General features: G+C 44.4%; 20 protein-coding genes and 5 tRNA genes. 9 read left to right on the top strand and 16 right to left on the bottom strand.

From position 1 onward, the window contains the following. Positions 1 to 186 precede the first annotated feature (186 nt). Both tkt and AB4Z08_RS35020 read left to right on the top strand, forming a co-directional pair. Positions 187 to 2,259 (top strand): transketolase, encoded by a 2,073-nt coding sequence (gene tkt / locus AB4Z08_RS35025; protein ID WP_441578429.1) that lies wholly within the window; start codon positions 187 to 189, stop codon positions 2,257 to 2,259. 9 nt (positions 2,260 to 2,268) lie between these two features. Beyond that, positions 2,269 to 3,018, top strand: a complete 750-nt coding sequence (locus AB4Z08_RS35020) for an HAD-IIB family hydrolase (RefSeq protein ID WP_441578428.1) — start codon at positions 2,269 to 2,271, stop codon at positions 3,016 to 3,018. Here the strand turns inward: AB4Z08_RS35020 and AB4Z08_RS35015 are convergent. From AB4Z08_RS35015 to AB4Z08_RS34960, 12 genes are all read right to left on the bottom strand, one after another. Beyond that, positions 3,003 to 4,010, bottom strand: coding sequence for a hypothetical protein (locus tag AB4Z08_RS35015; protein ID WP_441578427.1), 1,008 nt, complete (start codon positions 4,008 to 4,010; stop codon positions 3,003 to 3,005). The genes AB4Z08_RS35020 and AB4Z08_RS35015 overlap by 16 nt on opposite strands. Before the next feature lie 29 nt (positions 4,011 to 4,039). Further along, the gene (locus AB4Z08_RS35010) at positions 4,040 to 4,567 is read right to left on the bottom strand and encodes a hypothetical protein (protein WP_441578426.1); all 528 of its coding nucleotides are present in this window, start codon (positions 4,565 to 4,567) and stop codon (positions 4,040 to 4,042) included. Positions 4,568 to 5,043: 476 nt separating this feature from the next. Next, positions 5,044 to 5,120 (bottom strand) — tRNA-Arg (locus AB4Z08_RS35005). A 144-nt stretch (positions 5,121 to 5,264) separates the two neighbouring features. Next, positions 5,265 to 5,338 (bottom strand) — tRNA-Arg (locus AB4Z08_RS35000). A gap of 198 nt (positions 5,339 to 5,536) precedes the next feature. Beyond that, positions 5,537 to 6,652, bottom strand: coding sequence for an acyltransferase family protein (locus AB4Z08_RS34995; protein ID WP_441578425.1), 1,116 nt, complete (start codon positions 6,650 to 6,652; stop codon positions 5,537 to 5,539). A gap of 77 nt (positions 6,653 to 6,729) precedes the next feature. Next, positions 6,730 to 7,821: a DegT/DnrJ/EryC1/StrS family aminotransferase gene (locus AB4Z08_RS34990; protein ID WP_441578424.1), complete on the bottom strand. Its 1,092-nt coding sequence runs from the start codon at positions 7,819 to 7,821 to the stop codon at positions 6,730 to 6,732. Further along, positions 7,808 to 8,179: a sugar 3,4-ketoisomerase gene (locus AB4Z08_RS34985; RefSeq protein WP_441578423.1), complete on the bottom strand. Its 372-nt coding sequence runs from the start codon at positions 8,177 to 8,179 to the stop codon at positions 7,808 to 7,810. Before AB4Z08_RS34985 ends, AB4Z08_RS34990 begins: the two co-directional genes overlap by 14 nt. Next, on the bottom strand, positions 8,172 to 9,020 hold the full coding sequence (locus tag AB4Z08_RS34980; protein WP_441578422.1) for a beta-1,6-N-acetylglucosaminyltransferase: 849 nt from the start codon (positions 9,018 to 9,020) through the stop codon (positions 8,172 to 8,174). Before AB4Z08_RS34980 ends, AB4Z08_RS34985 begins: the two co-directional genes overlap by 8 nt. Before the next feature lie 149 nt (positions 9,021 to 9,169). Next, positions 9,170 to 10,498: a PQQ-dependent sugar dehydrogenase gene (locus AB4Z08_RS34975; RefSeq protein WP_441578421.1), complete on the bottom strand. Its 1,329-nt coding sequence runs from the start codon at positions 10,496 to 10,498 to the stop codon at positions 9,170 to 9,172. A gap of 260 nt (positions 10,499 to 10,758) precedes the next feature. After that, positions 10,759 to 10,832 (bottom strand) — tRNA-Arg (locus AB4Z08_RS34970). Positions 10,833 to 11,269: 437 nt separating this feature from the next. Next, a tRNA-Arg gene (locus tag AB4Z08_RS34965) sits at positions 11,270 to 11,343 on the bottom strand. A gap of 312 nt (positions 11,344 to 11,655) precedes the next feature. Next, a tRNA-Arg gene (locus AB4Z08_RS34960) sits at positions 11,656 to 11,729 on the bottom strand. Positions 11,730 to 11,853: 124 nt separating this feature from the next. On the opposite strand from AB4Z08_RS34960, the gene AB4Z08_RS34955 reads away from it, so the two are divergent. Together AB4Z08_RS34955 and AB4Z08_RS34950 are read left to right on the top strand one after the other, a co-directional pair. Next, entirely contained in the window at positions 11,854 to 12,327 is a 474-nt protein-coding gene (locus AB4Z08_RS34955) for a 23S rRNA (pseudouridine(1915)-N(3))-methyltransferase RlmH (RefSeq protein WP_441578420.1), read from the top strand. A gap of 32 nt (positions 12,328 to 12,359) precedes the next feature. Continuing rightward, a complete protein-coding gene (locus tag AB4Z08_RS34950; RefSeq protein WP_441578419.1) occupies positions 12,360 to 12,986 on the top strand; it encodes a rhomboid family intramembrane serine protease in 627 nt (208 codons plus the stop codon). A gap of 47 nt (positions 12,987 to 13,033) precedes the next feature. Here the strand turns inward: AB4Z08_RS34950 and tilS are convergent, their stop codons facing one another. Together tilS and AB4Z08_RS34940 are read right to left on the bottom strand one after the other, a co-directional pair. After that, on the bottom strand, positions 13,034 to 14,371 hold the full coding sequence (tilS, locus tag AB4Z08_RS34945; protein WP_441578418.1) for a tRNA lysidine(34) synthetase TilS: 1,338 nt from the start codon (positions 14,369 to 14,371) through the stop codon (positions 13,034 to 13,036). Positions 14,372 to 14,395: 24 nt separating this feature from the next. After that, complete coding sequence (locus AB4Z08_RS34940; RefSeq protein WP_331968716.1) at positions 14,396 to 14,707, bottom strand: hypothetical protein; 312 nt, start codon at positions 14,705 to 14,707, stop codon at positions 14,396 to 14,398. A gap of 135 nt (positions 14,708 to 14,842) precedes the next feature. On the opposite strand from AB4Z08_RS34940, the gene AB4Z08_RS34935 reads away from it, so the two are divergent. The 4 genes from AB4Z08_RS34935 to ispE all read left to right on the top strand — a co-directional run bounded on the left by AB4Z08_RS34935 (position 14,843) and on the right by ispE (position 18,265). Continuing rightward, positions 14,843 to 15,583: an electron transfer flavoprotein subunit beta/FixA family protein gene (locus AB4Z08_RS34935; protein ID WP_441578417.1), complete on the top strand. Its 741-nt coding sequence runs from the start codon at positions 14,843 to 14,845 to the stop codon at positions 15,581 to 15,583. Between the two features lie 36 nt (positions 15,584 to 15,619). Beyond that, positions 15,620 to 16,591 (top strand): electron transfer flavoprotein subunit alpha/FixB family protein, encoded by a 972-nt coding sequence (locus AB4Z08_RS34930; protein WP_441578416.1) that lies wholly within the window; start codon positions 15,620 to 15,622, stop codon positions 16,589 to 16,591. A gap of 190 nt (positions 16,592 to 16,781) precedes the next feature. Then, entirely contained in the window at positions 16,782 to 17,381 is a 600-nt protein-coding gene (locus AB4Z08_RS34925; RefSeq protein WP_441578415.1) for a bifunctional nuclease family protein, read from the top strand. Positions 17,382 to 17,455: 74 nt separating this feature from the next. Next, positions 17,456 to 18,265 (top strand): 4-(cytidine 5'-diphospho)-2-C-methyl-D-erythritol kinase, encoded by an 810-nt coding sequence (gene ispE, locus AB4Z08_RS34920; protein WP_441578414.1) that lies wholly within the window; start codon positions 17,456 to 17,458, stop codon positions 18,263 to 18,265. Positions 18,266 to 18,268: 3 nt separating this feature from the next. On the opposite strand, the gene rplT is transcribed toward ispE, so the two are convergent. Both rplT and rpmI read right to left on the bottom strand, forming a co-directional pair. Continuing rightward, the gene (gene rplT / locus AB4Z08_RS34915; protein ID WP_441578413.1) at positions 18,269 to 18,613 is read right to left on the bottom strand and encodes a 50S ribosomal protein L20; all 345 of its coding nucleotides are present in this window, start codon (positions 18,611 to 18,613) and stop codon (positions 18,269 to 18,271) included. 48 nt (positions 18,614 to 18,661) lie between these two features. Continuing rightward, the gene (rpmI, locus tag AB4Z08_RS34910; protein ID WP_079471802.1) at positions 18,662 to 18,859 is read right to left on the bottom strand and encodes a 50S ribosomal protein L35; all 198 of its coding nucleotides are present in this window, start codon (positions 18,857 to 18,859) and stop codon (positions 18,662 to 18,664) included. Positions 18,860 to 19,287: 428 nt separating this feature from the next. Between rpmI and AB4Z08_RS34905 the strand changes: the two genes are divergently transcribed. Then, positions 19,288 to 23,562 (top strand): immunoglobulin domain-containing protein (locus tag AB4Z08_RS34905; protein ID WP_441578412.1); only part of this gene is annotated, 4,275 nt, incomplete at its 3' end.

Genomic DNA, 23,562 nt, shown 5'->3' with positions numbered 1-23,562 from the left:
GGTATGTCAACAGGTGGATGAATGTCCCCTAAAGCGGACCCGGAAAGCCGTCAGAGTACAATAATACAATATTTTTCCAAAAGTCTATAATTTCAGTAGACTAATTAAAAAATATTATGGCAACCTTATGAGCATGATGTTTGTTGACCTATGTGTGATCTTTTTCACACCTAAAAAGGAGTCTCCATGAGTACCAACACCTCTCTCGTTCCAAATCCTGCCACACTGGATGAATTATGTATCAATACTATTCGTTTTCTTTCTGTGGATGCCGTACAGAAGGCAGATAGTGGTCACCCCGGGCTGCCCTTAGGCGCTGCGGCCATGGCTTATGTGCTGTGGACAAGATTTCTGCGTCACAATCCATCCGACCCCGACTGGTTTAACCGCGACCGGTTTGTATTATCTGCCGGTCATGGTTCCATGTTGTTGTATAGTTTGCTGCATCTGACCGGGTACGACTTATCCATGGAAGAGATTAAACAGTTTCGTCAATGGGGAAGCAAAACGCCAGGGCATCCGGAACGCGGCGTAGTACCTGGTGTAGAAGTAACAACCGGTCCGCTGGGACAGGGATTTGCCAACGGCGTTGGGATCGCCATGGCCGAAGCCTATCTCGCTGCGCGGTATAACCGTCCCGGCGATGCCGTGATTGATCATTATACCTATGCCCTCGTCAGTGATGGTGACCTGATGGAAGGTGTGGCTTCTGAAGCCGCTTCGCTGGCAGGACACCTCCGGTTAGGCAAACTGATTTATTTATACGACGACAACCGTATCACGCTGGCCTCCGCCACACCCGTCACCTTTACAGAGGATCATGCAATGCGGTTCCAGTCGTACGGCTGGCATACACAAAAAGTAGCAGACGGCAACGACCTCGAAGCCATAGATCAGGCCATACGGGCGGCACAGGAGGTAACCGACCGTCCTTCTATTATACTCGTACGCACGCATATTGGTTATGGTTCTCCCAAACAGGATAGCACCTCAGCACATGGTTCTCCGCTGGGTCCTGAGGATGTAAAGCTGACCAAAGAAAAACTGGGCTGGCCGTTAACACCGGATTTCCTGGTGCCTTCAGAAGCCAGTGATCATTTCCGTAGAGCCGTTGACGTTGGTAAGCAACAGGCTGCCAAATGGGAAGAGCAAATGGTTATCTATGCACAAAAATATCCCGATCCCGCAAAGGAACTACGGTCATTGATACACGATATTTTGCCGGCAGACTGGGACAAAGATATCAAACCGTTTCCTGCCGATGCCAAAGGGCTGGCTACCCGGGCAGCTTCCGGCAAAATCATACAGGCATTCTTTCCGCACCTGCCGGGGTTTATAGGTGGATCCGCCGATCTGAATACTTCTACCAACACTGAATTAAAAGATGCCGGGAACTTTGAAAGTCCGCTGATGAAAGAAGGAGATTTACAGGGCGCTGCCGGCGGTGTATGGGGCTATGAAGGCAGGAATATACAATACGGCGTCCGCGAACATGCGATGGGCGCTATTGCCAATGGTATGGCGGCACATGGAGGTATCATCCCCTACTGTGCTACTTTCCTCACCTTTTCAGATTACATGCGCCCATCAATACGACTGGCAGCATTGTCTGAGCTGAAAGTGATTTATGTGTTTACCCACGACAGCATTGCCATGGGAGAAGATGGCCCTACGCATCAGCCGGTGGAATTGCTGGCCGCCTTACGCGCCATCCCGGAACTGGTGGTGATCCGTCCGGGTGATGCCAATGAAACTATTACCGCATGGCAAATGGCGATATTGTTACCGGATAAACCCATAGCGCTGATTCTCTCCCGGCAAAACATGCCTACGCTGGATCGCAGTAAATACGCGTCAGCAGACGGATTACGTTTTGGTGGGTACATTCTTTCAGATGCTGCAAATGCAGCGCCGGAGCTGATCCTCATCGCTACCGGATCAGAAGTAGATCTCGCAATAGCGGCACAGGAAAAACTGAAATCACGTATAGCCGTTCGCGTTGTATCCATGCCTAGCTGGGAATTATTTGAAGCGCAAACACCGGAATACCACGAACAGGTATTGCCTGCTGCCGTAAGCGCCAGAATATCCGTTGAAGCAGGGATTTCACAGGGATGGCATCGTTATACCGGTGATAAAGGTATCAACATTGCAATTGACCGGTTCGGCGCATCTGCACCAGGCCCGGTCATGCTGCGTGAATTTGGTTTCACCGTTGACAACATCTGTGAGCAGGCATTGACATTGCTGAAAAAATAATTACGCTTCATGAAAAAACTCGTGGTCTTTGACCTGGATGGTACCCTGGCCGAAAGTAAATCTGCCATAGATGATGAAATGAGTATCTTACTTTATGCACTCCTGCAGGTGGCCAGGGTCGCCATTATTTCCGGTGGCGCCTGGCCCCAGTTTGAGAAACAGGTATTGGCCCATCTGCCCACAGATGAACGCCTGCAACGTTTATCTATTCTGCCTACCTGCGGCACACAATTCTATGAATACACCAGCGAATGGAAGCAATTGTATGCAGAGAATTTCACACCCGAAGAGAAAAAGAAAATTATTGATGCACTGAGTAGTGTAGTAGATAAACTTGGCTATACACCGCCACAGGTATGGGGTTCACAGATAGAAGACCGTGGCAGCCAGATTACTTTTTCTGCACTGGGACAGGAAGCACCTTTGGAAGAAAAGAAAAAGTGGGATCCGGATTTTGCCAAAAGACAACAGATGAAAGCATTACTGGTTAATATCATTCCGGAGTTCGCCATCAACCTGGGCGGCACCACTTCTGTGGATATTACCAAACCCGGCATAGACAAGGCTTATGGCATCCATAAGCTGAGAGACATTTTACATATTTCTATTACAGAAATGCTTTTTGCCGGGGATGCTATTTTTCCCGGCGGCAACGACTATCCAGCTAAAACTGCCGGGGTAGATTGTATCAAGGTACGCGACCCGGATGAAACCAAGCGGGTAATAGAAACTATTGTTGCCTGTTATGCTGTTTTATGAGCCAGTAATTCGTTGAGTAACTCCGTTAAACTAACGCTGCCAGCCGCAATCACCTCATCGCCGGCGCCATAGTAAATGTACAGGGTATCGTCAAATACAGCGGTGCCTGTAGGAAAACAAACATTATCTACATCTCCCCTGATTTCCCATGCCCGCTCAGGTACCAGTATCGGATGCGGTAACCTGGCAATTTCTTTCATGGGATTATCCAGGTCCAGTAAGGCCGCACAACCTACATACACATAGCCATGCTTTGTTTCATGCACACCGTGATAGATCAGCAACCAACCATATTCTGTTTCTATCGGTGGAGCCCCCGCTCCTACATAACTTACTTCATGTGCATACTTTGACGTGAGCAGGATATGATCTTTAAAATGCAGAAAATAATCTTCCCAGAAAGCAGGCGTCAGTTCCGACAGTTCATTGATCGCCACCAGCTGCACATCGGGTTTTATACGATGCAGGAAATACAGTTTACCGTTAATTCTCCTGGGAAAGAAAAGCACATCCTTATCCCATAGTTTGGGATTGAAGTCGTTATAGAGCGTGTATTTATCACTGAGTGTGGTATTAGTAGACGCCAGTTTCTTAAACTCGGGGAAATCCATTTGGGCCACAATCAGTCCTTCTTTTTTAAAGTTGATACCGTCTGTAGAGGTGGCCAGCGCGCCACATGCATTTGCCCCGTCAAAGGCTGTATAGGTAAGATAATACAGATCGTCTATTTTCACTACCCGCGGATCTTCCAGTCCTTTGGCCTCGTAGTCATGTTCCGGAAAGATAATGGGTTTATCCATGCGTTCCGACACGGTTAGCGGGTTGCTGAGTTTACAAAAACCAATGCTGGAATGATTCCCCTGTTGAACCGCCCTATAGTAGAAAAGCACCTGATCTCCGTCTCTGATGGTAGCGGGGTTTAACACACCTTCGTTTTCAAATTCCAGCGTTGTTTGTTTTAACAACACGCCGTCTTTTTTGATCCGTATCATAATTCCTGGTTTCCGGTTGGGTAAAATAATTATCGCCGGCTGAGTATGGATACTTTGCTCTGAGGATAATCTACTAACAACTTGTAAAAGATAGTATTTTTTACTGATCCGGAAACCAATACGTGATAGACGCCTTTTTTGCGGGTGGTGGACCAGGTATAGTGGAGGCTGTCGCCGGATGCTCTTAAACCCTGCTCCTGCTGCCGGATATAATCCTGGGAATTAACCAAATCTGCGGCTCTTTCCGGTGTCGCAAATAAAGCATCTATCTCCTTGTTAAATCTTTCACGCCAGTTCTTCCCGTACCTCCCGATTATTTTCTTTTCGGCTACCTCGTTTACTCGTTTGGCACTATCCATAAGCTGTTGTTCGATAACACAACCGCCTATGGCATACAATTCAATGCCCCATTTAGCAGCCACCTGCTCCTCAAAAGGTATTCTTTCAAAATAAGGTAGCCCATAGGTTAGCAAGCGGATCTTTTCTTTTTGTTTAGACTGCGCCAAAGCATTATTTGAAACCGCGCTCAACAGAATAATGACTAACAGTGTTTTCATATGAGAAATTTAATTTTGTTCCTACCAACCAGTAATTCAATATCTCTTTCCGCAGCTATCCCCTCGTACTGAAGTAGCGCTGCTATGGCCGGTTCTGACCTCCATCCTTCTTCTGATTCGGTTCTACATCCAGAGGTCATCCCCGCATCAAGTCCACCTCAAGTCCACCTCACCTCCACCTTTGCTGCGGTGCTTCCATATGCACATAGCCTGTCTCAAGCATAAGGTCGACGGAGTCATCATAGTGAAAACGCCCAATATTTTAAATGCGTATTTAGATACAACAGAGATAAAATTCAGCCTAAAACATCCGTGATACAGGCTTTCGGGCAGCCGGCAGGCCTTCCTTCCACAAATCATATCACAACTATAACACATACAAATTATTCAACCTACTAGAAAAAGGCGAGGAAAAGAGAAAACATGGGGGCATAAAAAAAGGACGAACCCGATGTTACTCGTATTCGTCCTTTAGTTGGTGACCTCATCTGGATTCAAACCAGAAACCTTTTGATTCGTAGTCAAATGCTCTATTCAGTTGAGCTATGAAGCCGTATTTCCCTTTCGGGATTGCAAATGTAGAACAATTTTTTATTCTAACAAATTATTTTTCAACTTTTTATACCTGATAGCTTTTCTTCAGATTTTTCATTTTTACAGAAAATGCTGCAAGTGTTGCAGCATTTTCTGTTTTTTGTGACCTCATCTGGATTCAAACCAGAAACCTTTTGATTCGTAGTCAAATGCTCTATTCAGTTGAGCTATGAAGCCATTTCCCCGTTTGGGATTGCAAATGTAGGAATTGTTTTAAATTAAACAAAAAAAACTTAAAATATTTTTTGACAGACTACCGTCAATGGATATACGCAATAGGTAAATGGGTCATTGGCCGGGAAAAACGGGATATTTCGTGCAGCCGCTCCCGTTAGTACAGCCCTACGGAATTAATGATGACAGGCACCACATCGCTTAAATTTTGATGATGATATTTCTCCGGTACATAATAGCCACCGGCACCAGGATTACCAGTACCAGCAGTATGGCTGCGCCCAGGGAAGCATGGTAAGGCGACAACCAGCTAACGAAAACGGTCTGATAGAACCATTCATGCAGATTGGTATCCCTTACCGGAATATAACCCAGGAGCTTGGGAACAAGACCCGATAATACAAAAGCCGTAATCGCGTTGCGGCCAAAAGCCACAAACGGTGCCAGGTAGCGCTGATGCCCCTGTACATCAATCAGCCAATAACTCGCCGCCAGCGCCATGGTAGCCAATCCCCCGGTATACAACACAAAAGAACCCGTCCACAACGATTTATTAATAGGAAAAAACGGATCCCATATCAGCGCCAGCACTACACTTCCAAAACCGTACACAAACATCCAGGACACCTTCACGGCATCGTCTTTGTCTTTCCTCCGCAACCAGGCGCCCACGAGCATACCGAATATACCAGTACCAATGGCAGGAAGGGTGCTTAAAATACCTTCCGGATCCCAGGTTTTAGAACCTGACCACAGATGCGCCGGTGTAAAAACTAACCTGTCCAGCCAGGCGCCCAGATTGGTTTCCGGCTCCAGGTTCGGCGCTCCTATTCCCGGTACAGGGATACAGGTCATCATCACCCAATAGACCAGCAGTAATACCGCTGCCGTACAGATCTGCGTACGCCGGCTTGTTTTAATAAACAGGATAGCGCAGATACTAAACACGACCCCTATACGTGGCAATACCCCCGGAAATCGCAGGTGTGCAAAGTTGAATTTGGGAAAGAGGTTCAGGAACCAGCCCAATGCAATGATGGTGGCTCCCCGCCGCAAGGCCTGCCATATGAGTGCCCGGTGTTGTCCGGGGTCCTCTTTACGGCTCCCCAAAGCATAGGGAATGGCTACCCCTGCAATAAACAGGAAAAACGGAAAAATCAAATCTGTGGGCGTACAGCCGTTCCATTTAGAATGTTCTAAAGGAGCATATACATAACTCCAGTTACCAGGATTATTCACCAGTATCATGGCAGCTACCGTGAGACCACGAAAAAAATCCAGGGATAATAATCTTTGTTTTACGGCTATCGTCTGCATCATTTGTTTTTTACCTGCTGATTATCCAGCACCACATATCTGCTCCTATAAATATAAAAAAAACGGGGAAAAGTTGCCTACAAAAGGAATTTATTCAGCACTGATACAACATGGAAAACATCTTCTTCGGTATGAATTAAAGAACAGGGAAGACTTAAAGTGTGCTGATGAATTTTTGCAGAAATGGGATAATCATATCCGGTTAAATGGCCTTTTAATGCCAGTTGATCTTGTGGAGCTACCGGGTAGTGGATTTCTGTGATAATATCATTTTCTGATAAATACTGTTTTAATTTATCTCTTTCCGGATGCAGGATATTGTAAATATGGTACACGTTGTAAAAAGCCGCATTTACCCTGGGCTTTACGAAGGCATTATTTAAATGAGCTGTATAAATAGCGGCCAGCTTTCTTTTATGCTCATTAATTTCATTAAGATGGGGAAGTTTCACTCTTAAAAAAGCAGCCTGTAGTTCATCCATTCTCGAATTATATCCGATCAGACCATTATAATATTTTTTTTCTGAACCGTAATTTCTCAATTGCCGGAGCCTCAGATAATCACTTTCTGATTTACAGAGGATGGCGCCCGCGTCACCGAGTGCGCCGAGATTTTTTGTGGGATAGAAGCTAAATGCAGCGAAGTCACCGAATGTTCCTGCAAGTTTATTCTTATATCTTGCGCCATGCGCCTGGGCACAATCTTCAATTACTTTCAGCTGATGATCACGGGCAATTGCCATGATAGCACTCATTTCACAACATTGCCCGTATAGATGCACCACCATGATGGCCACTGTTTTTCTGGTAAGCAAATGCAGGATAGCCTGAGGATCTATATTATAGGTACTGCTATCCGGTTCCACCAAAACCGGCACCAAGCCACAGTGTATGATCGAAAGAATTGTTGCGATATAGGTGTTGGAAGGCACGATCACTTCGTCTCCGTTTTTAAAACCACAACACTTAAGTGAAAGAATAAGCGCATCAAGGCCGTTAGCCACGCCTACTGCATACTTTTCCTGATGATAGTCTGCAAACTCCTGTTCAAATAAAGCTACCTCTTCTCCCAGAATATACCAGCCTTTATCGAGAAAAAGCGCAAACTTTTTTTTCAATTCTTCTTCAAAAGGTTGATTGAGTTTTTTCAGATTTTCATAAAGTATCATACGGCTCATATATATAATCGGTAGGATCAAATACGGTAGATGCAAGTACTAAAAGAATCGCATCGGATGAGAAATTATGAATCACATGCCAATCCTCAGGCATTAACAATAAACATTTTTCTGGGCTGTTCAGATCAAACAGCTCTGTTATTTTATTGTTGTTGGTAGTTATTTTGCAGGAGCCTTTGATGCAGATAGCTGCCTGGTAGGTCTTATGGTGCCGGTGCCCTCCCCGATCAGAATTATCCACTGAATAGATATAAAACAATCTTTTGATTTCAAATGGGATGACGTTATCCAGCACAGTTAGAATACCTCTACTGTCTTTAAACGTTTTTATCTTAATCAGATTAGCCATTCGTTAACTGTTCGTCAATCATATCAAGAACCTCAGGACTATTTACCATATCGAATTTTCTTGCAAAAAGCATATCGGATTTCATCATATTCCCGACATCACTTTCATCTAATATTTTGGGCCGTGCCCCGCCGGCCGACCAGTCTATATAACGGTAATTATTATTAACGACTTTATCTTTATACACTGAATTCAGCAGCACCGTCTGGAAAACAAACTCATCACTTCCCCAGCAAAAAGAAAAGAAATGCAGTAATTTGGGGTCATTGCTGACTTTATTAACTACATATAAGGCTGCTTCCGGGCTTAACATCCAATACATAGACTTACCGTATGGATGCAGTCCGTAAGGCAATCGTCTTTTCGGAAGTATTTTATTGATCAGATATTCCAGTCTGTATTTTCCAATGAAGTTGTATTCGCTGAGATAGTATTTCTCCATTCTGATAAGCCCCTCTTTCCAGTCCTTTGCTATATCACGATAGCTTAAAAATTCCTTCCCGATGTGTTGAGTAAAGAAATCATTGATGAAGGTAGTTGATTTGATTGGATAATCTTGCCCACTTAAGAAGTTGATAAAATCATATTGAACGCCGCTGGCGAGAATTTCCTTAATGCACTCAAAAGTTGCAAGTACGGTGCTGAATCCGGCCCATTGCACCCTCTTCCTGTTTTTGATGAAATAAACATTGGATAATGCCTTCAGGAATAGATACGGTTTGATGTCATATTTCTTGTCTACGCATATATAAAAGTCGAAATTTTTGTGGGACAATCGTTTGATCATCCTTTCTGTTTGTCTGGGATCAGTGTATGTTAAGATGAGATGAGCAATGCGCATTTTTCTTACAGGGTTAAATAGTAAACTGATTACCTCGATTAACTAACATCTGTAAAATCCAACATACGATTGATTGGATGCTGAAAGGTAAGGGGTAGCAGCTAATCTTTAACTAAAAGGAAAGAAATTAAAACTAGCATTTTCAACTGCTATTTAATTGCAACGCGCCAGATCGTATTTGATGCATCATCTGCGACCAGCAGCGCCCCATCTTTAGCAACAGCCACACCAACCGGGCGACCGTGTACTCTGCTTTTAGATTCATCTGCAATGAAACCTGTCAGAAAGTCTTCCGCCTTCCCTGCCGGACGACCATCACGGAAAGGCACAAAGATCACCTTATAACCTGATAGATAAGTACGGTTCCATGAGCCATGCTGACCTATAAACGCTCCATTTCTGTACTTTTCAGGAAATACACTGCTCCTGTAAAAAACCAGGCCGAGAGAAGCTGTATGGGCCATTAACGCAAAATCAGGAACCACCGCCGTTTTCACCAGTTCTTTTGCCTGCCCCCTGAAGCCGGGATCTTCATGCTGACCAAAATAAGCGTACGGCCAACCATAAAAAGCACCTTCTTTTACACTGGTAAAATAGTCCGGCACCAGGTCATCACCCAGTTGATCACGTTCATTCACCACCGTCCAGAGTGTATGCGTACCCGGAGCCCAGTCCATCCCTACCGGATTACGCAATCCACTGGCATATACCTTTACATTTGTACCATCCGGATTTACTTCCAGTATGTTGGCCCGGCCTTTCTCATTAGCCATACCGTGTTCAGCAGCATTAGTCCCGGACCCAACGGAAACATACAGCTTAGTCCCTTCTTCATTCCTGATCACATTCCTGGTCCAATGATTATTATAGCCACCTGCAGGCAAAGGCAGGATTTTCTTTCCTTCAGATGTACAGCTTGTCATTCCTGCCTTATAAGGATATTGCATCAGTCCATCTGTATTGGCAACATAAAAGGCGTCATTCAACACCAGCATGCCTAATGGCTGATTCAGTCTTTTCAGGAAGGTGTATCGTTCATCAGGATGTCCATCGTTGTTGGTATCACGGAACATCGTAATCCGGTTAGCGGTAATGTTGTTATTTTCTGATTTAGCTTTACCGCTCACCGTGTTGATCACTTCCTGCGTGAATCTTTTGATAGCATTCGACTCAGAAACAAAAACATCTCCATTGGGCGCCACATAAATCCACCTGGGGTTCTCCAGGCCGTCAGCAAATTTGGTGACCTCAAAACCCGCCGGTGCAATAGGTTTGCTATCGTTTGGCCAGCCGATTACATTACTGAAATTAGTCACCGATTTGGTGGCACCTGGTGCAGGAAGCGTATCCGGAGGAGTATTGTTTTCCATGGCCAGAGAATCCTCCACCGGATGAAAAGATGTTGTTTGGGCGCCATGACACCCACCCCAAACAACTACTACCAGGGCAAGACTTAGAAACAGAAAGGACCTTTCCATAAATTATAAATTATACATGGCAAATAATCACCATAGCACTGAGACTATCTCAGTCATAAGAACAATTCCTTCATTAAATAATTCCCCTCTGAATTTAAACCAAAAATCCATCAATACCAAGTATCATCGGCTATTTCAACAAACCCCGGTATCAATTTAGGCTGCGTTATGACCAATTAAAATAACCTTTCTCCAATTGGGTGCTGGCCTTCATTTAGGTGCATAAAAAAAAGTCTCAGCAAATGCTGAGACCTTTTTTGTGACTCCGTCTGGATTCAAACCAGAAACCTTTTGATTCGTAGTCAAATGCTCTATTCAGTTGAGCTACGGAGCCGTTTCCCTGTTTGGGAGTGCAAACGTAGGATTTGTTTTAAACTTAACAAAAAAAATTTCACTTTTTTGGTGACTACCGGCAACGTATATACGTTATTTGAACGGTCATCGCGTATATTGACAACGGTTGATCCGGCCGATATCGCGGGAATGTTTATATAGTAGGCCGCACGGACAATGCAGGCGAATTTAATCATAACATGACTTTATCAAAAAGATCGGGTGAACGCGGTAGTCAATGAACCAGTCACCAAATACGGCATCAACAAAACCAGGTAACGGCGGGCGGCGTAGGCCCCTTATCCCTTTGGGCTTCCAATGAAACCAAAAACGGAATGGCCCAAAACAGAAGAGTGGAACGTGTGAAGAAAAACTGAAAAAATTACACGCAATAAAAAAGCCTTCCGGTAAATAACAGGAAGGCTTTTTTTCTTTTTGTGACTCCGTCTGGATTCAAACCAGAAACCTTTTGATTCGTAGTCAAATGCTCTATTCAGTTGAGCTACGGAGCCATTTCCCTATTTGGGAGTGCAAATATGAAATAACTTTTTATTTAAACCAAAAAAAATTTACACCCTACTATCCAGCATGTATATACGCCACCTAAAATATCCAGCGAAACGACTACCATAGCCTATTTACCGGATATTAAAAGATGATAAATGATTTCTTAATTAACAGTATAGTCTATACAAATACACACCGGAAAGTCAGCGCTGAGCGGGAGTCGGGAGCTTCTACCACACAAACCGGGTGGCTTGCTTTATTTCACTCCGGGATAAATAAAAAAAGGACAAGGAGAAAAAATCTGCCTTGTCCTTTTGTGACCCCGTCAGGATTCAAACCTGAAACCTTCTGATCCGTAGTCAGATGCTCTATTCAATTGAGCTACGGAGCCAATAAATATCAATGTATTCCAAAGTTATACGTTTTTTCGAAAATGCCAAATACTTACTAAAAAAATCGCTGCAATCTTCTGATTTACACTTACTTTTACAATAATTGATTAATTATTAGAAGACGTGAAAATTCAACTCTGGAGCATAGGAAAGGAACATGATCCCTACATCAGGGATGGCATTGCGGTTTTTCAAAAAAGGCTGCAACATTACGTGGATTTTGAGGTAAAACTGATTCCTACGGTGAAACAGGCCGCCAGTTTATCTGTACCTGAACTGAAAAAGCAGGAGGCCAAAATTATCATGGATATGTTGCAGCCCACCGACTTTTTGCTGGCGTTGGATGAAAAAGGAAAGATGATGACTACCGTGCAATTTGCCGATTTTTTGCAGCAGCGCAATAATGCGGGCACGAGGCAGCTGATTATATTGATAGGTGGCGCTTTTGGCATTGATGCCACCTTGCTGCAAAGGGCGCAGTTACAAATGTCCTTGTCTCCCCTTACCTTTCCACATCAGCTGGTACGGCTTATTTTCACCGAACAATTGTATCGTGCCTATACCGTTTTAAACAGGGAGAAATATCACCATCAATAACTACATTTATTATTCAATAACAACCCGCTTATATGACATTCTCTATTAGCTTAGTTATCATCATTATTACCTGCCTTATTTCCTACACGGCCCTACAGAACTATGATCAGTTGAATAAACTAAGTCTGCAACCATATATGGTAAACCGGTACAGGCAATATTACCGCTTTGTCACTTCTGGCTTCGTGCATGCCGATTTTCAGCACCTGCTGTTCAACATGCTGACCCTATGGTTTTTTGGTAGATTTATAGAAGATGTTTTCACCAGTTTATTTCATAATAAACTAGTGTATGTATTATATTATATCCTGGGAATTGTGGTAGCCAATATACCTTCCTATATCAAGAATCGCAACAATTCGGATTATTCTTCGCTGGGCGCTTCCGGGGCTATTTCTGCGATTGTATTTACTGCGATTATTGTTAATCCATGGGCGTCTATTTATTTATTCTTCGCGCTTAAAATGCCAGCAGTTGTTTATGGTGTTTTATTTCTGGGTATATCAGCTTATATGTCCCGGAAAGGAGGAGGAAATATCAACCACGATGCGCATCTGTGGGGGGCCTTGTTCGGTGTTGTATTCCCACTGCTGTTTCATCCTGAATTAGGTACTGATTTTATTTATATGCTGATGCATCGTTCGCAGTTTGTAAGATAATATGTTGATGGATTTAGTTACTTCTTCCGTAACTAAATCCATCTTCCTTATTTAACAAATTCCACGCTCAATACTTCTTTTGTTTTAGGGGTTATTTTCACCCGGTCGTCTACCCTCATTCCTACTATCCACACAATACGTTTGTTAGATTCCAGCACCCATACATTTTCCTTCTGCGGCAATGATAATTTCTGATCTATCAGGAATCGGCTTACCTTTTTCTTCTTGGGCATCCCCAGCGGATAAAAATAATCGCCCTGTTTCCATTTTCTCAGGATCAGCGGATAGCTTACCTGGGCGGCATCCAGCCAGGCTGCTTCTGCGGCGGCAGGAATAGCATTCGTGCCCCTTTCCTGCCTGCGCAGATGTAATTGTCCTCCACCGAAATGGATATGTGCCTGTTCCGGTTCAATCACTACCAATGGCGCATCCACGGTGGCCAGTGGTGTGATGAGCAACCATTGACGATTACGGATAATGCGATGGCTGGCGGTTTCTACGTATCTGCCGGATTCGCTGTCCAATAAAGACAGCACCTGCTGCGCTTGAGCAGAAGAGCAACCAAATACACGAAACAGTTCCCAGGCAATGGTTTGTAATGGTATACTTTTCTGCAGCTTCAGTACCGGCACCTTCCAGGTATTGCCCTCCTGGAAAAGCAGCCGTTTGCGATGTTTTTCCAGTGCTTCCTGGTAAAGGATTTCGGCTTCTTTCATCCGCTCAATCGTGGCCGCCATATTTTTCACCGCACCCGGAAAAGCTTCCTGCAATCGCGGGATGACCAGGTGACGGTAGTAATTACGTGTATACTTATCCGTTATGTTGGAACTATCTTCTACGTAAGCAATATTATGCATGGCCGCATAAGCCACCAGGGTATCTTTCTCTGTAAATAACAAAGGGCGGATAAGATGTTCCTGCCTGGGAAGTATCCCATGCAAACCGGCGATGCCTGTACCTTTGGTAAAGTTCATCAGGGCAGTTTCAACGCTGTCCTGCATATGATGTGCGGTGGCGATAAAAGCATACCCTTCTGCCGCACGCACCTGTTCCAGCCAGGCATAACGCAGTTCCCTGGCGGCTACCTGAATGGCTACACGATTTTCGGCCACGTATGCGTTGGTATCAAACCGTATGGTGTGCAGTGGCAATTCCAGGCTGGCCGCCATCTGTTTTACAAATGCTTCGTCCCGCTCTGACTCTGCTCCACGGAGCTGAAAGTTGCAATGGGCAATCCCTGCCTGGTAACCGGCTTGCTTAAACAACCAGGCCATCACAATGGAATCGACTCCTCCACTAACGGCAAGGAGGACCTTCTGCGCAGGATCGAATAATTGCTGCCGGGAAATGTAGGCGGAAAAATTAGTTACTAAATGTTGAGGCATCCGTTGTTTGTTGGATTTAAAATATCAATAGGCCAGTTCTTCGTAGGCGGACTGTAATTCGTTATAAGCATGTCTTTCGTTGCCGGCTTTAGCCATGGCCATTCCTGTTTCGTACACCTTCATGGCAGCTGTATTGTCGCCTGCACGTTCCAGCAACTTACCCAGATGATAATAGGAGCCTACGTAACCAGGCTCATATGCGAGCAGTTCTTCAAACTGCTGCCGTGCCGCCACGTCATCGTTGATCTTAATATATTCCAGTCCCAGTGCGTGTTTCAGAAAGCTGTCGTTGGGTGTTGCCAACAGTAACTGCTTTATTTGTGCGATTCTGTCCATGCCGTTTGTTATTATTTAATTATACAATATGTCAATTGTTATGCTGATTAAAATCATCTTCTCCCTCTGCGGTTGGCGTACATTATTTAGATATATTTGCTATTACCGCATTTTTAAATAAAACAGTTTAAGGCCATGAAGATTTTAGTATGTATCAGCAAAACTCCGGACACGACTGCAAAAATAGCTTTCACGGACAATAACACGAAATTCAATGAGGCTGGTGTACAGTTTATTATTAATCCGTACGATGAATGGTATGCATTGGTGAGGGCGCTGGAGCTGAAAGAAACCATAGGGGCAGATGTGCATCTTATTACGGTAGGAGCTGCAGATTGTGATCCTGTTATCCGCAAAGCCCTGGCACTGGGTGGCGATGAGGCTTTCCGTGTAAATGCAGATAGTGCTGACAGTTATTACATTGCGTCCCAGATCGCGGCACATGCCCGGGACAAACAATACGATATTATTTTTACCGGTAAAGAAACCATCGATTATAACGGATCCGGCATAGGTGGCATGGTGGCCGAACTGCTGGAACTGCCCTATGTATCCATTGCTGCTAAATTCGATCTGAATGGTACCGTGGCTACGGTGAACAGGGAAATTGAGGGCGGCGAAGAAGTATGTGAAGTATCACTCCCGGTTGTAGTATCCTGCCAGAAAGGAATGGCAGAAGCCCGTATCCCTAATATGCGCGGCATCATGGCTGCGAGAACCAAACCATTGACTGTAGTAGAACCTGTTGCTGCAGATAGTCTTACTGCCATAGTAGGCTTTGAACTGCCACCGGCTAAAGCCGGCGTTAAGCTCATCAGTCCTGATAATGTGGAAGAACTGGTGAAGTTACTGCATGAAGAAGCAAAAGTGATCTAAGGGTAAACTATCTCTCAACTACTAATTAAATTATTCATGTCTATATTAATATTTGCCGATCAGGCACAGGGTAAAATCAAGAAAGCGGCGCTGGAAGCCATCCAATATGGCGCTAAAGTAGCGGAGCAACTGGGTACAACAGCAACAGCACTGGTGCTGGGCCCTGTTGATGCCAACGAGCTGGCTGCACTGGGAAATTATGGCGCACAAAAGGTATTACACGCTGCAGATGCGCGTTTACATGAAGTAGAAAGTATTGTATACACAAAGATTATTGCTGAAGCGGCAGGCAAAGAAGGCAGCAAGGTGATCATCTTCCCTCATAATTTTGATGGTAAAGCAGTGGCGCCAAGAGTGGCCGCTAAGCTCAAAGCGGGTCTGGTATCGGGAGCTATCTCCTATCCGGATACCAGCAATGGCTTTGTGGTAAAGAAAAATGTGTTCTCCGGTAAGGCGTTTGCCAACATCAATATTACATCTGATATCAAGGTAATTGCTATTATACCCAATACCTTCCCGGTAGCTCCAGGTACTGCAACTGCTACTGTAGAGGCTTTCACGCCTGCTATCAGCGATGCGGACTTTAAAGTAAAGGTGGTAAAAACAGAAACTGTGAGTGGGGATATTCCGTTAACGGAGGCTGAAATCATTGTCAGCGGCGGCCGCGGACTAAAAGGACCTGAGAACTGGGGTATACTGGAAGATCTGGCGAAAGCCCTGGGTGCGGCAACAGCGAGCTCCCGTCCGGTTGCAGATGCAGGATGGCGTCCACACCATGAGCATGTGGGTCAGACCGGCTTAACCGTAAGGCCCAATCTTTACATCGCTATTGGCATTTCCGGTGCTATACAGCACCTGGCAGGTGTGAATGGCAGTAAGGTGATTGTAGTGATCAATAAGGATCCGGAAGCGCCTTTCTTTAAAGCAGCAGACTATGGTATTGTAGGTGATGCATTTGAAGTAGTGCCTGCGCTCACAAAAGCAGTGAAGAAATTTAAAGAAGGATAAGACCATCAATTACGAATTAAGAATTACGAATTATGGGTTCAAACTTTAAGATCGTGTTGATCCTGTAATTCGTAATTCTTAATTCGTAATTTGTATATTAGGCATTTATCATTATAGATTTTTTTTAGATAAGGAATATTTTTCTAACTTCACGGTCTTACAAACTATTCAGCGACAACGCAAGACAGATATGAGAAAAATAGAACTGGAAATAGTTGCTTTATCGCACAGCATTACGCAGACTCATTCATATGCCGTGGTACTGGGAGAAGTAAATGGATTACGCCGTTTACCTATTGTGATTGGTGGCTTTGAAGCGCAGGCGATTGCAGTAGCTCTTGAGAAAATGCAACCCAGCCGGCCTTTAACACATGACCTGATGAAGAACTTCATGAACGCCTTTAATGTGGAATTGCAAGAGGTGGTCATCAGTAATTTACAGGAAGGCATTTTTTATTCCAAGCTTATCTGTTCCAATAACGATGAAACCATCGAGATAGATTCCCGTACATCTGATGCTTTAGCCCTCGCTGTTCGTTTTGGCTGCCCTATTTACACCTTTGAGAATATTCTCAACAGTGCAGGTATCTTACTGGATGATCCTGCCGGTAAGAAGAGTAACAAACCGGTAACCCCTACCATTTCAGAGCATGAAAAAGGTGCAGAGGATGACCTCAAAGCGATGAATGTAGAGGAATTAACGACACTGTTACAGGAAGTATTGGAACAGGAGGATTATATCCGTGCCATCGCCATACGCGATGAGATTAACAGCCGCAAAAGCAAATAATTTCTTTTCAGTAAAATCAATGCAGCCGGCAGTTGAAGACTGTAGCTGTTGTTTTGCTATGCAATGAATGTTACATGATTGTATTTCCCAATTGTAAAATAAACCTGGGCTTGCATATTACCAATAAGCGCCCGGATGGTTTTCATGACCTGGAAACTGTTTTTTACCCCCTGCCTGTCTGTGATGCGCTGGAAGCCATTACACACCATTCCTTGCAATTTGAAAGCAGCGGTATTACGGTGCCTGGCAATGCAAACGATAATCTTTGCCTGAAAGCATTTCATTTGCTGCAGCAGGATTTTCCACAGGTACAACCTTTAAATATTCATCTGCATAAACACATACCTATAGGTGCCGGCTTGGGCGGTGGTTCTGCTGATGCAGCTTTCATGCTGCAATTAATCAATCAGAAATTTCAGCTGGGGTTAACGGAAGCGGCACTGGTAGACTATGCGGCGCAACTGGGAAGTGATTGCCCGTTTTTTATTATCAACAAGCCCTGTTTTGCTACAGGTCGGGGTGAAATAATGACCCCTATTACGCTGGACCTTTCCGGATATTCGTTCCTGTTAGTACATCCGGGTATTCATGTGAATACTGGCTGGGCTTTTAAGCAGTTAACACCTAAAGTTCCTGCTTATGCGCTGAGAGACATGATACAATTACCGGTGGCGGAGTGGAAAAACAGGATGACCAATGATTTTGAAGGTCCGGTGTTTGAAGCACATCCGGCGCTGGCAAAGATAAAGGAGCAATTATATGCTGCGGGAGCGGTGTATGCAACGATGAGCGGGAGTGGCTCCGCTTTGTTGGGCATCTTTCCTAAAAACAAAATAGCTGACATCTTGTGGGATGTCAGCTATCGGGTATTTACTATCAGGTAAGTCTTACTTTACAGAAGCTACCAGTGTTTTGAAAGTTTCTGGTTCATTCATAGCCAGATCAGCCAGAACTTTTCTGTTCAGGTCGATGTTTTTGCTGGCTAATTTGTTCATAAACACAGAATAGGTCAACCCTTCTGCTCTAACAGCAGCGTTGATACGGGCGATCCACAGCTGGCGGTAGTTTCTTTTCTTTAATTTACGACCAACATAGCTGTAAGTAAGTCCTTTCTCAAGAACGTTCTTCGCTACTGTGTAAACATTTTTTCTTTTACCGTAGAAGCCTTTGGCTTGCTTTAAGATCCTTTTTCTCCGGGCTCTTGAAGCTACGGCATTAACTGAACGAGGCATTTGCTTTGTTTTTTCTCAGGTTATAAAATTCGATTCTTTTGACAGATACTAGCGCATTCCGAGCATTCTCTTAACCAGGTTAAGATTTGCTTCGTGAACCAGCGTACTACCTCTTAAGCTACGTTTTCTTTTCGTAGATTTTTTAGTCAGTAAGTGGCTTTTGAAGGCCATGAACCGCTTAATCTGTCCGTTCCCACCAACCTTGAACGTTTTCTTGGCACGGGAATGTGTCTTTACTTTGGGCATCTTACATCAAATTTGGTCTGCAAAGGTATGAAAATAATTCAATAAAGCACAGTCTTGTGCAAATAATTAAACGCCCATTCGGAATGTGGATAACTTATTAATATTTTTTTACCCCTCCACAAGCGATTGACTATCAATTTTCGATTGACCCTCTTTCCAACTTATCTCGTGCTTATTCATATTATAAATAATAACACTTTTTTTATTTCTCTATATTATTTATAATTTTAATCTTAATTTAATTATATATTTTAGCCATACCATGTATAAACACCTGACGCCTATGAAACCATTTTACACATTACCCAACATGGACCGGAAATCCCTCGCCGGTTATTTCTATCGATGTAAAGAGTTGAGGAACAATAGGACTGAGTAGAAAACCGACTACCAGACCTGATACTTTTTTTACTTAACTGCTTGCACCTATGAAACGACTATTAACCTTTTTATTCCTCCTACTGGGGCTTGTCCTGCTGAATAAGCAGGCGAGTGCAAGGCAAAACCCTTCTACGGGGGATTGGTTCATGAACCTCCCCGATTCTGCTTGTTGGAAGAGCTTTGCCAGTACTAACGTATTCTTCTGGAAAGTAAGCCAGATCCCTGATTCTGTGGATTGGACCATTACAGGAGGGAGCTATAATATCCTATATGCCAGCCAGCGGAATCCCGATCTGAGCCCTAAATTGCTTGGTCAGAAGCCGGAGGCACCCAGTAACAAGAACGCGCTGACGATACAATTCCTTGATAAAGGTCAATATACTATCAAGGCCGTTGGGTATGTCAATGGAGTTAAAACCACCGTTTCTAAAAGTATATATGTAAAGGATTGCTCGATGGCCACCTGCCTGGGCCAAAATACAGGTGTGGGAGATTTCCTGGAAAACTTTGGTACGTTTCCGACAGGTGCTGCCAATAGTGTCAGCAACGCCAGCGTACCTCCAAGCCCCACCGGATACAACTATGTTACTTATACCAATGGTAGTGGCAGCAACCCTAATTTTGCAGATAATAGTTATACTGTTTTCTGGCACACGCAGATCCGATCAGAATGGGTGAAAGCTTACGATCACACACCAAATACAAATCCTGCCAGAGTAGGTGGCATGCTGCTCGCTAACTCTGCTGTTGAGAAAAAAACATTCTTTGTTAAAAAAGCAGTTCCGGTATGTCCAGGCTCTATGTATAATTTCAGTGCCTGGTTTATGAACGTCAATAGTAAGGAGGTATTTAACTCCACCTGCGCATCCGGTAACGTGGACGGATACCACTATGCCGGTGTTACCTTCCAGATCACGGATGATGCCACCGGAACAGTGCTTGCTAAGTTCAAAACCTATGATGTATCCATGAATCTGGATGCACCCACCTGGCAGGAATATGGAGGCGCATTTAAAACACCGGCGAATGTAACTAACGTAACCCTGAGCATTCTAAATGACAAATTGGGAGATTGCGGTAATGACATCGCCATTGATGATATCAGCTTCAAATATTGTAGTCCTTATATCTATTCATTTATTGATGGACAATCAAARCCGCCTTTAAGGGCGGATTCGTTGTGTGAGGGAGCCCCTGTTACCATTAAAGCAGTATATAGCCCGCTGGATTATTTTACAAATCCTACTTACCAATGGCAATATACCAAGGATACACTCAACTGGCCTGCCGTTTCTGTTTTTCCAGCCGGCGTTACAGGCATTAACACAGATGTACTTACTTTTCCGGTAGGAACACTGAAAGGAGATCCCAATCAGATTGTGGATTATTATTTCCGGGTAAACATCCTGGAAAAGGATAACCCCAGCAACTGTGCTTCTCCATCTTTGTACACAAAAATTTCTGTACTCCCTAAACCGAAAGTAACTATCTCCTCGGGTAGGATATGTATAGGCGACTCAGTAATATTAACGGCCAACGGCGGATACAGTACCTATGAATGGCAAACATTGCCCATTATCAAGGGCCCTAAGATGACCGCTTATCCATTGGTCAATACCACCTTTGCTGCTATCGGTATTGCTGACTATGGGTGGAATAGTGTCACAAAATCACCAAGACAATGTAGAGACACCGGTTATGCCAATGTGATCGTGGATCTGAAGCCGACCATTGATATGACGGCTACACCAACCGATATCTGTTTGGGTAAAACAATCAATCTCACTCAAACCCACGCAGGTGCTCCGGCAGATAGTATCTCCTGGAGATGGCAATATAATGGTACCAATATCGGTAACCTGAGTGATGTATCGTTAAACCATACACCTCCAGCTGTAGGTACGCAGCAATATACGATTGCACTGAATAATCATACCTGTAACGCCTACGATACGGTGTCTGTCAATGTCAGATCTGTACCGAACGCAGATGTGGATACCATCTACAGACAATGTAATATACCGGACTTCACTATTAAGAGAAGCACACCACCGGTAGATCAACAGGGTACCTGGATGTTTGATGGCCCTCATAAACTGGAGGTGATCACCAATACCACTAACCCACAAACCACCGTTACAGGTGTACAACCCGGAGATACCGTTCATCTCTTCTGGGTGATTACCAATAAAGCGCTGGCTGCCTGTACTGATACCAACAGAGTTACGCTGATCAATACCAAACCACTTACACCAAGTAATGCAGGTAGAGATTCAGTACAATGTGGTATCACTACTTTCCAGTTGAATGCCACCAAACCAGGCGTTGGCGAAAAAGGTAAATGGACATTAGGTGCAGGTACAACCGCTGCGGATGTTTCGTTGAATTACGACACAGCATACAATGCGATCGCTACTATTCTTGGTGCTACCCGTCCTAAGACAGTGCAACTCGTCTGGAGTATTTCCAACGGTGTATGTGCTGGTGCTAGTTCCAGTATCATCAAGTTGACGGTTAAGAACCCTCCTACCGTTAAAGTAACTGCCGCGCCAGTATGTAACACCGTTACCACATTTACTGTATCCTATAATAGTCAAACAGGAACTATCCTGAACTATATACTGGATGTGAACCCGGCTGCATTGGCTTCCAGAAAGATGCCGAACTTCACAAAAATCACAGGTGCATGGCCCGCTGCAACTCCGGCTGGTTCCTTTACCGTACCACTGCCTGCAGGAACACCTGCCGGCAATTATGATTTTGTACTTTCTGCGAGAGAAGATTCATTGAATGGATGTAATACAACAGTCTACTTCTCATTATCTGTAGAAGAACCGTCTAAAGCTCCTGCAAGTGTAACTGCATCTGTAGATAGTATATGCGTAAGCGGTAGTACTACACTAACCGTTGTTGGAGGTTCGCTCGGAAAAGACTCTACTGGCAAAGCAGCCACCTGGAAATGGTATACCGGTGCTTGCCCTGGCGATCCGGGCAGCAAACGTGTTTATCCTGCTTCTTCCAATGCAGACAGCTCTGTTGTTACCTTTAATAATGTTACCGCTACCACTACTTACTTTGTGATGGCACCAAGCACCGGCCCTTGTGCCAGTACTACCTGTGCTTCCGTGACAGTAAAAGTATTTGCTCAACCGAATAAAGCAAATGCAAATGTGGATCAACGTGCATGTGAACGTACTACTGACTTCCTGTTAAATGGTAACACAACAGGAGTTCCTGGTGTTAACGGCTTGTGGACTACCTGGAATTCCAATGCAATTATCACTAACCCTACCCTACCCAATGCTACTGTAAAAGTAAATATTGGTGATACCGCTACTTTGTTTTGGACAATTGCAAATGGTCCTTGTTTAACAACAACGGATACCATGTTTATCACCAACTTCAAAAAACCAGTAGCAGCAACTGCCGGTACAGATCAGAAACATTGTAACGACTCCATCTTCACCATGGCGGCTAACAAGCCTACTGAATATGGCGCGTATGGTGCATGGACCGTGGTGGGTAAACCAACATGGGCAACTATTACCGATACTACTTTAAATACCACCAAGGTTAAAGTATTGGCTGGACATACTGCTACATTAGTATGGACCATCACTAACGGTACCTGCGCCGCTACTACGGATACCGTGCTGCTCACCAACTATGATGTTCCTGCTGTTGCGAAGGCAAATGTGGATCAGTTACATTGTAATGACTCTATCTTCACCATGGCCGCTAACAAGCCTACTGAATATGGAGCATATGGTGCGTGGACTGTGGTAGGTAAACCAACATGGGCAACTATTACCGATACCACTTTAAACAATACAAAAGTTAAAGTACTCGCTGGCCATACCGCTACCCTGGTATGGACTATTGCCAACGGTACCTGCGCCGCTACTACCGACACCGTGCTGCTCACCAACTACGATGTACCTGCTGTTGCGAAAGCAAACGTGGATCAGTTACATTGTAACGACTCTATCTTCACTATGGCCGCTAACAAGCCAACCGAATATGGAGCTAATGGCACCTGGACAGTAGTAGGTAAACCAACATGGGCAACCATTACCGACACCACTTTAAATACTACAAAAGTTAAAGTACTCGCTGGCCATACCGCTACCCTGGTATGGACTATCTCCAACGGTACCTGCGCCGCTACTACCGATACCGTGTTACTGACCAATTACGATGTACCGGCAGTTGCGAAAGCAAATGTGAACCAGATACATTGTAATGACTCCATCTTTACCATGGCGGCCAACAAGCCTACTGAATTTGGTGCTTACGGCGCGTGGACAGTGCGCGTGGACAGT

The sequence above is a fragment of the Chitinophaga sp. RAB17 genome (assembly GCF_052114225.1).
Taxonomy (GTDB): Bacteria; Bacteroidota; Bacteroidia; order Chitinophagales; family Chitinophagaceae; genus Chitinophaga.
This window is presented reverse-complemented; position numbering and strand designations above follow the sequence as displayed.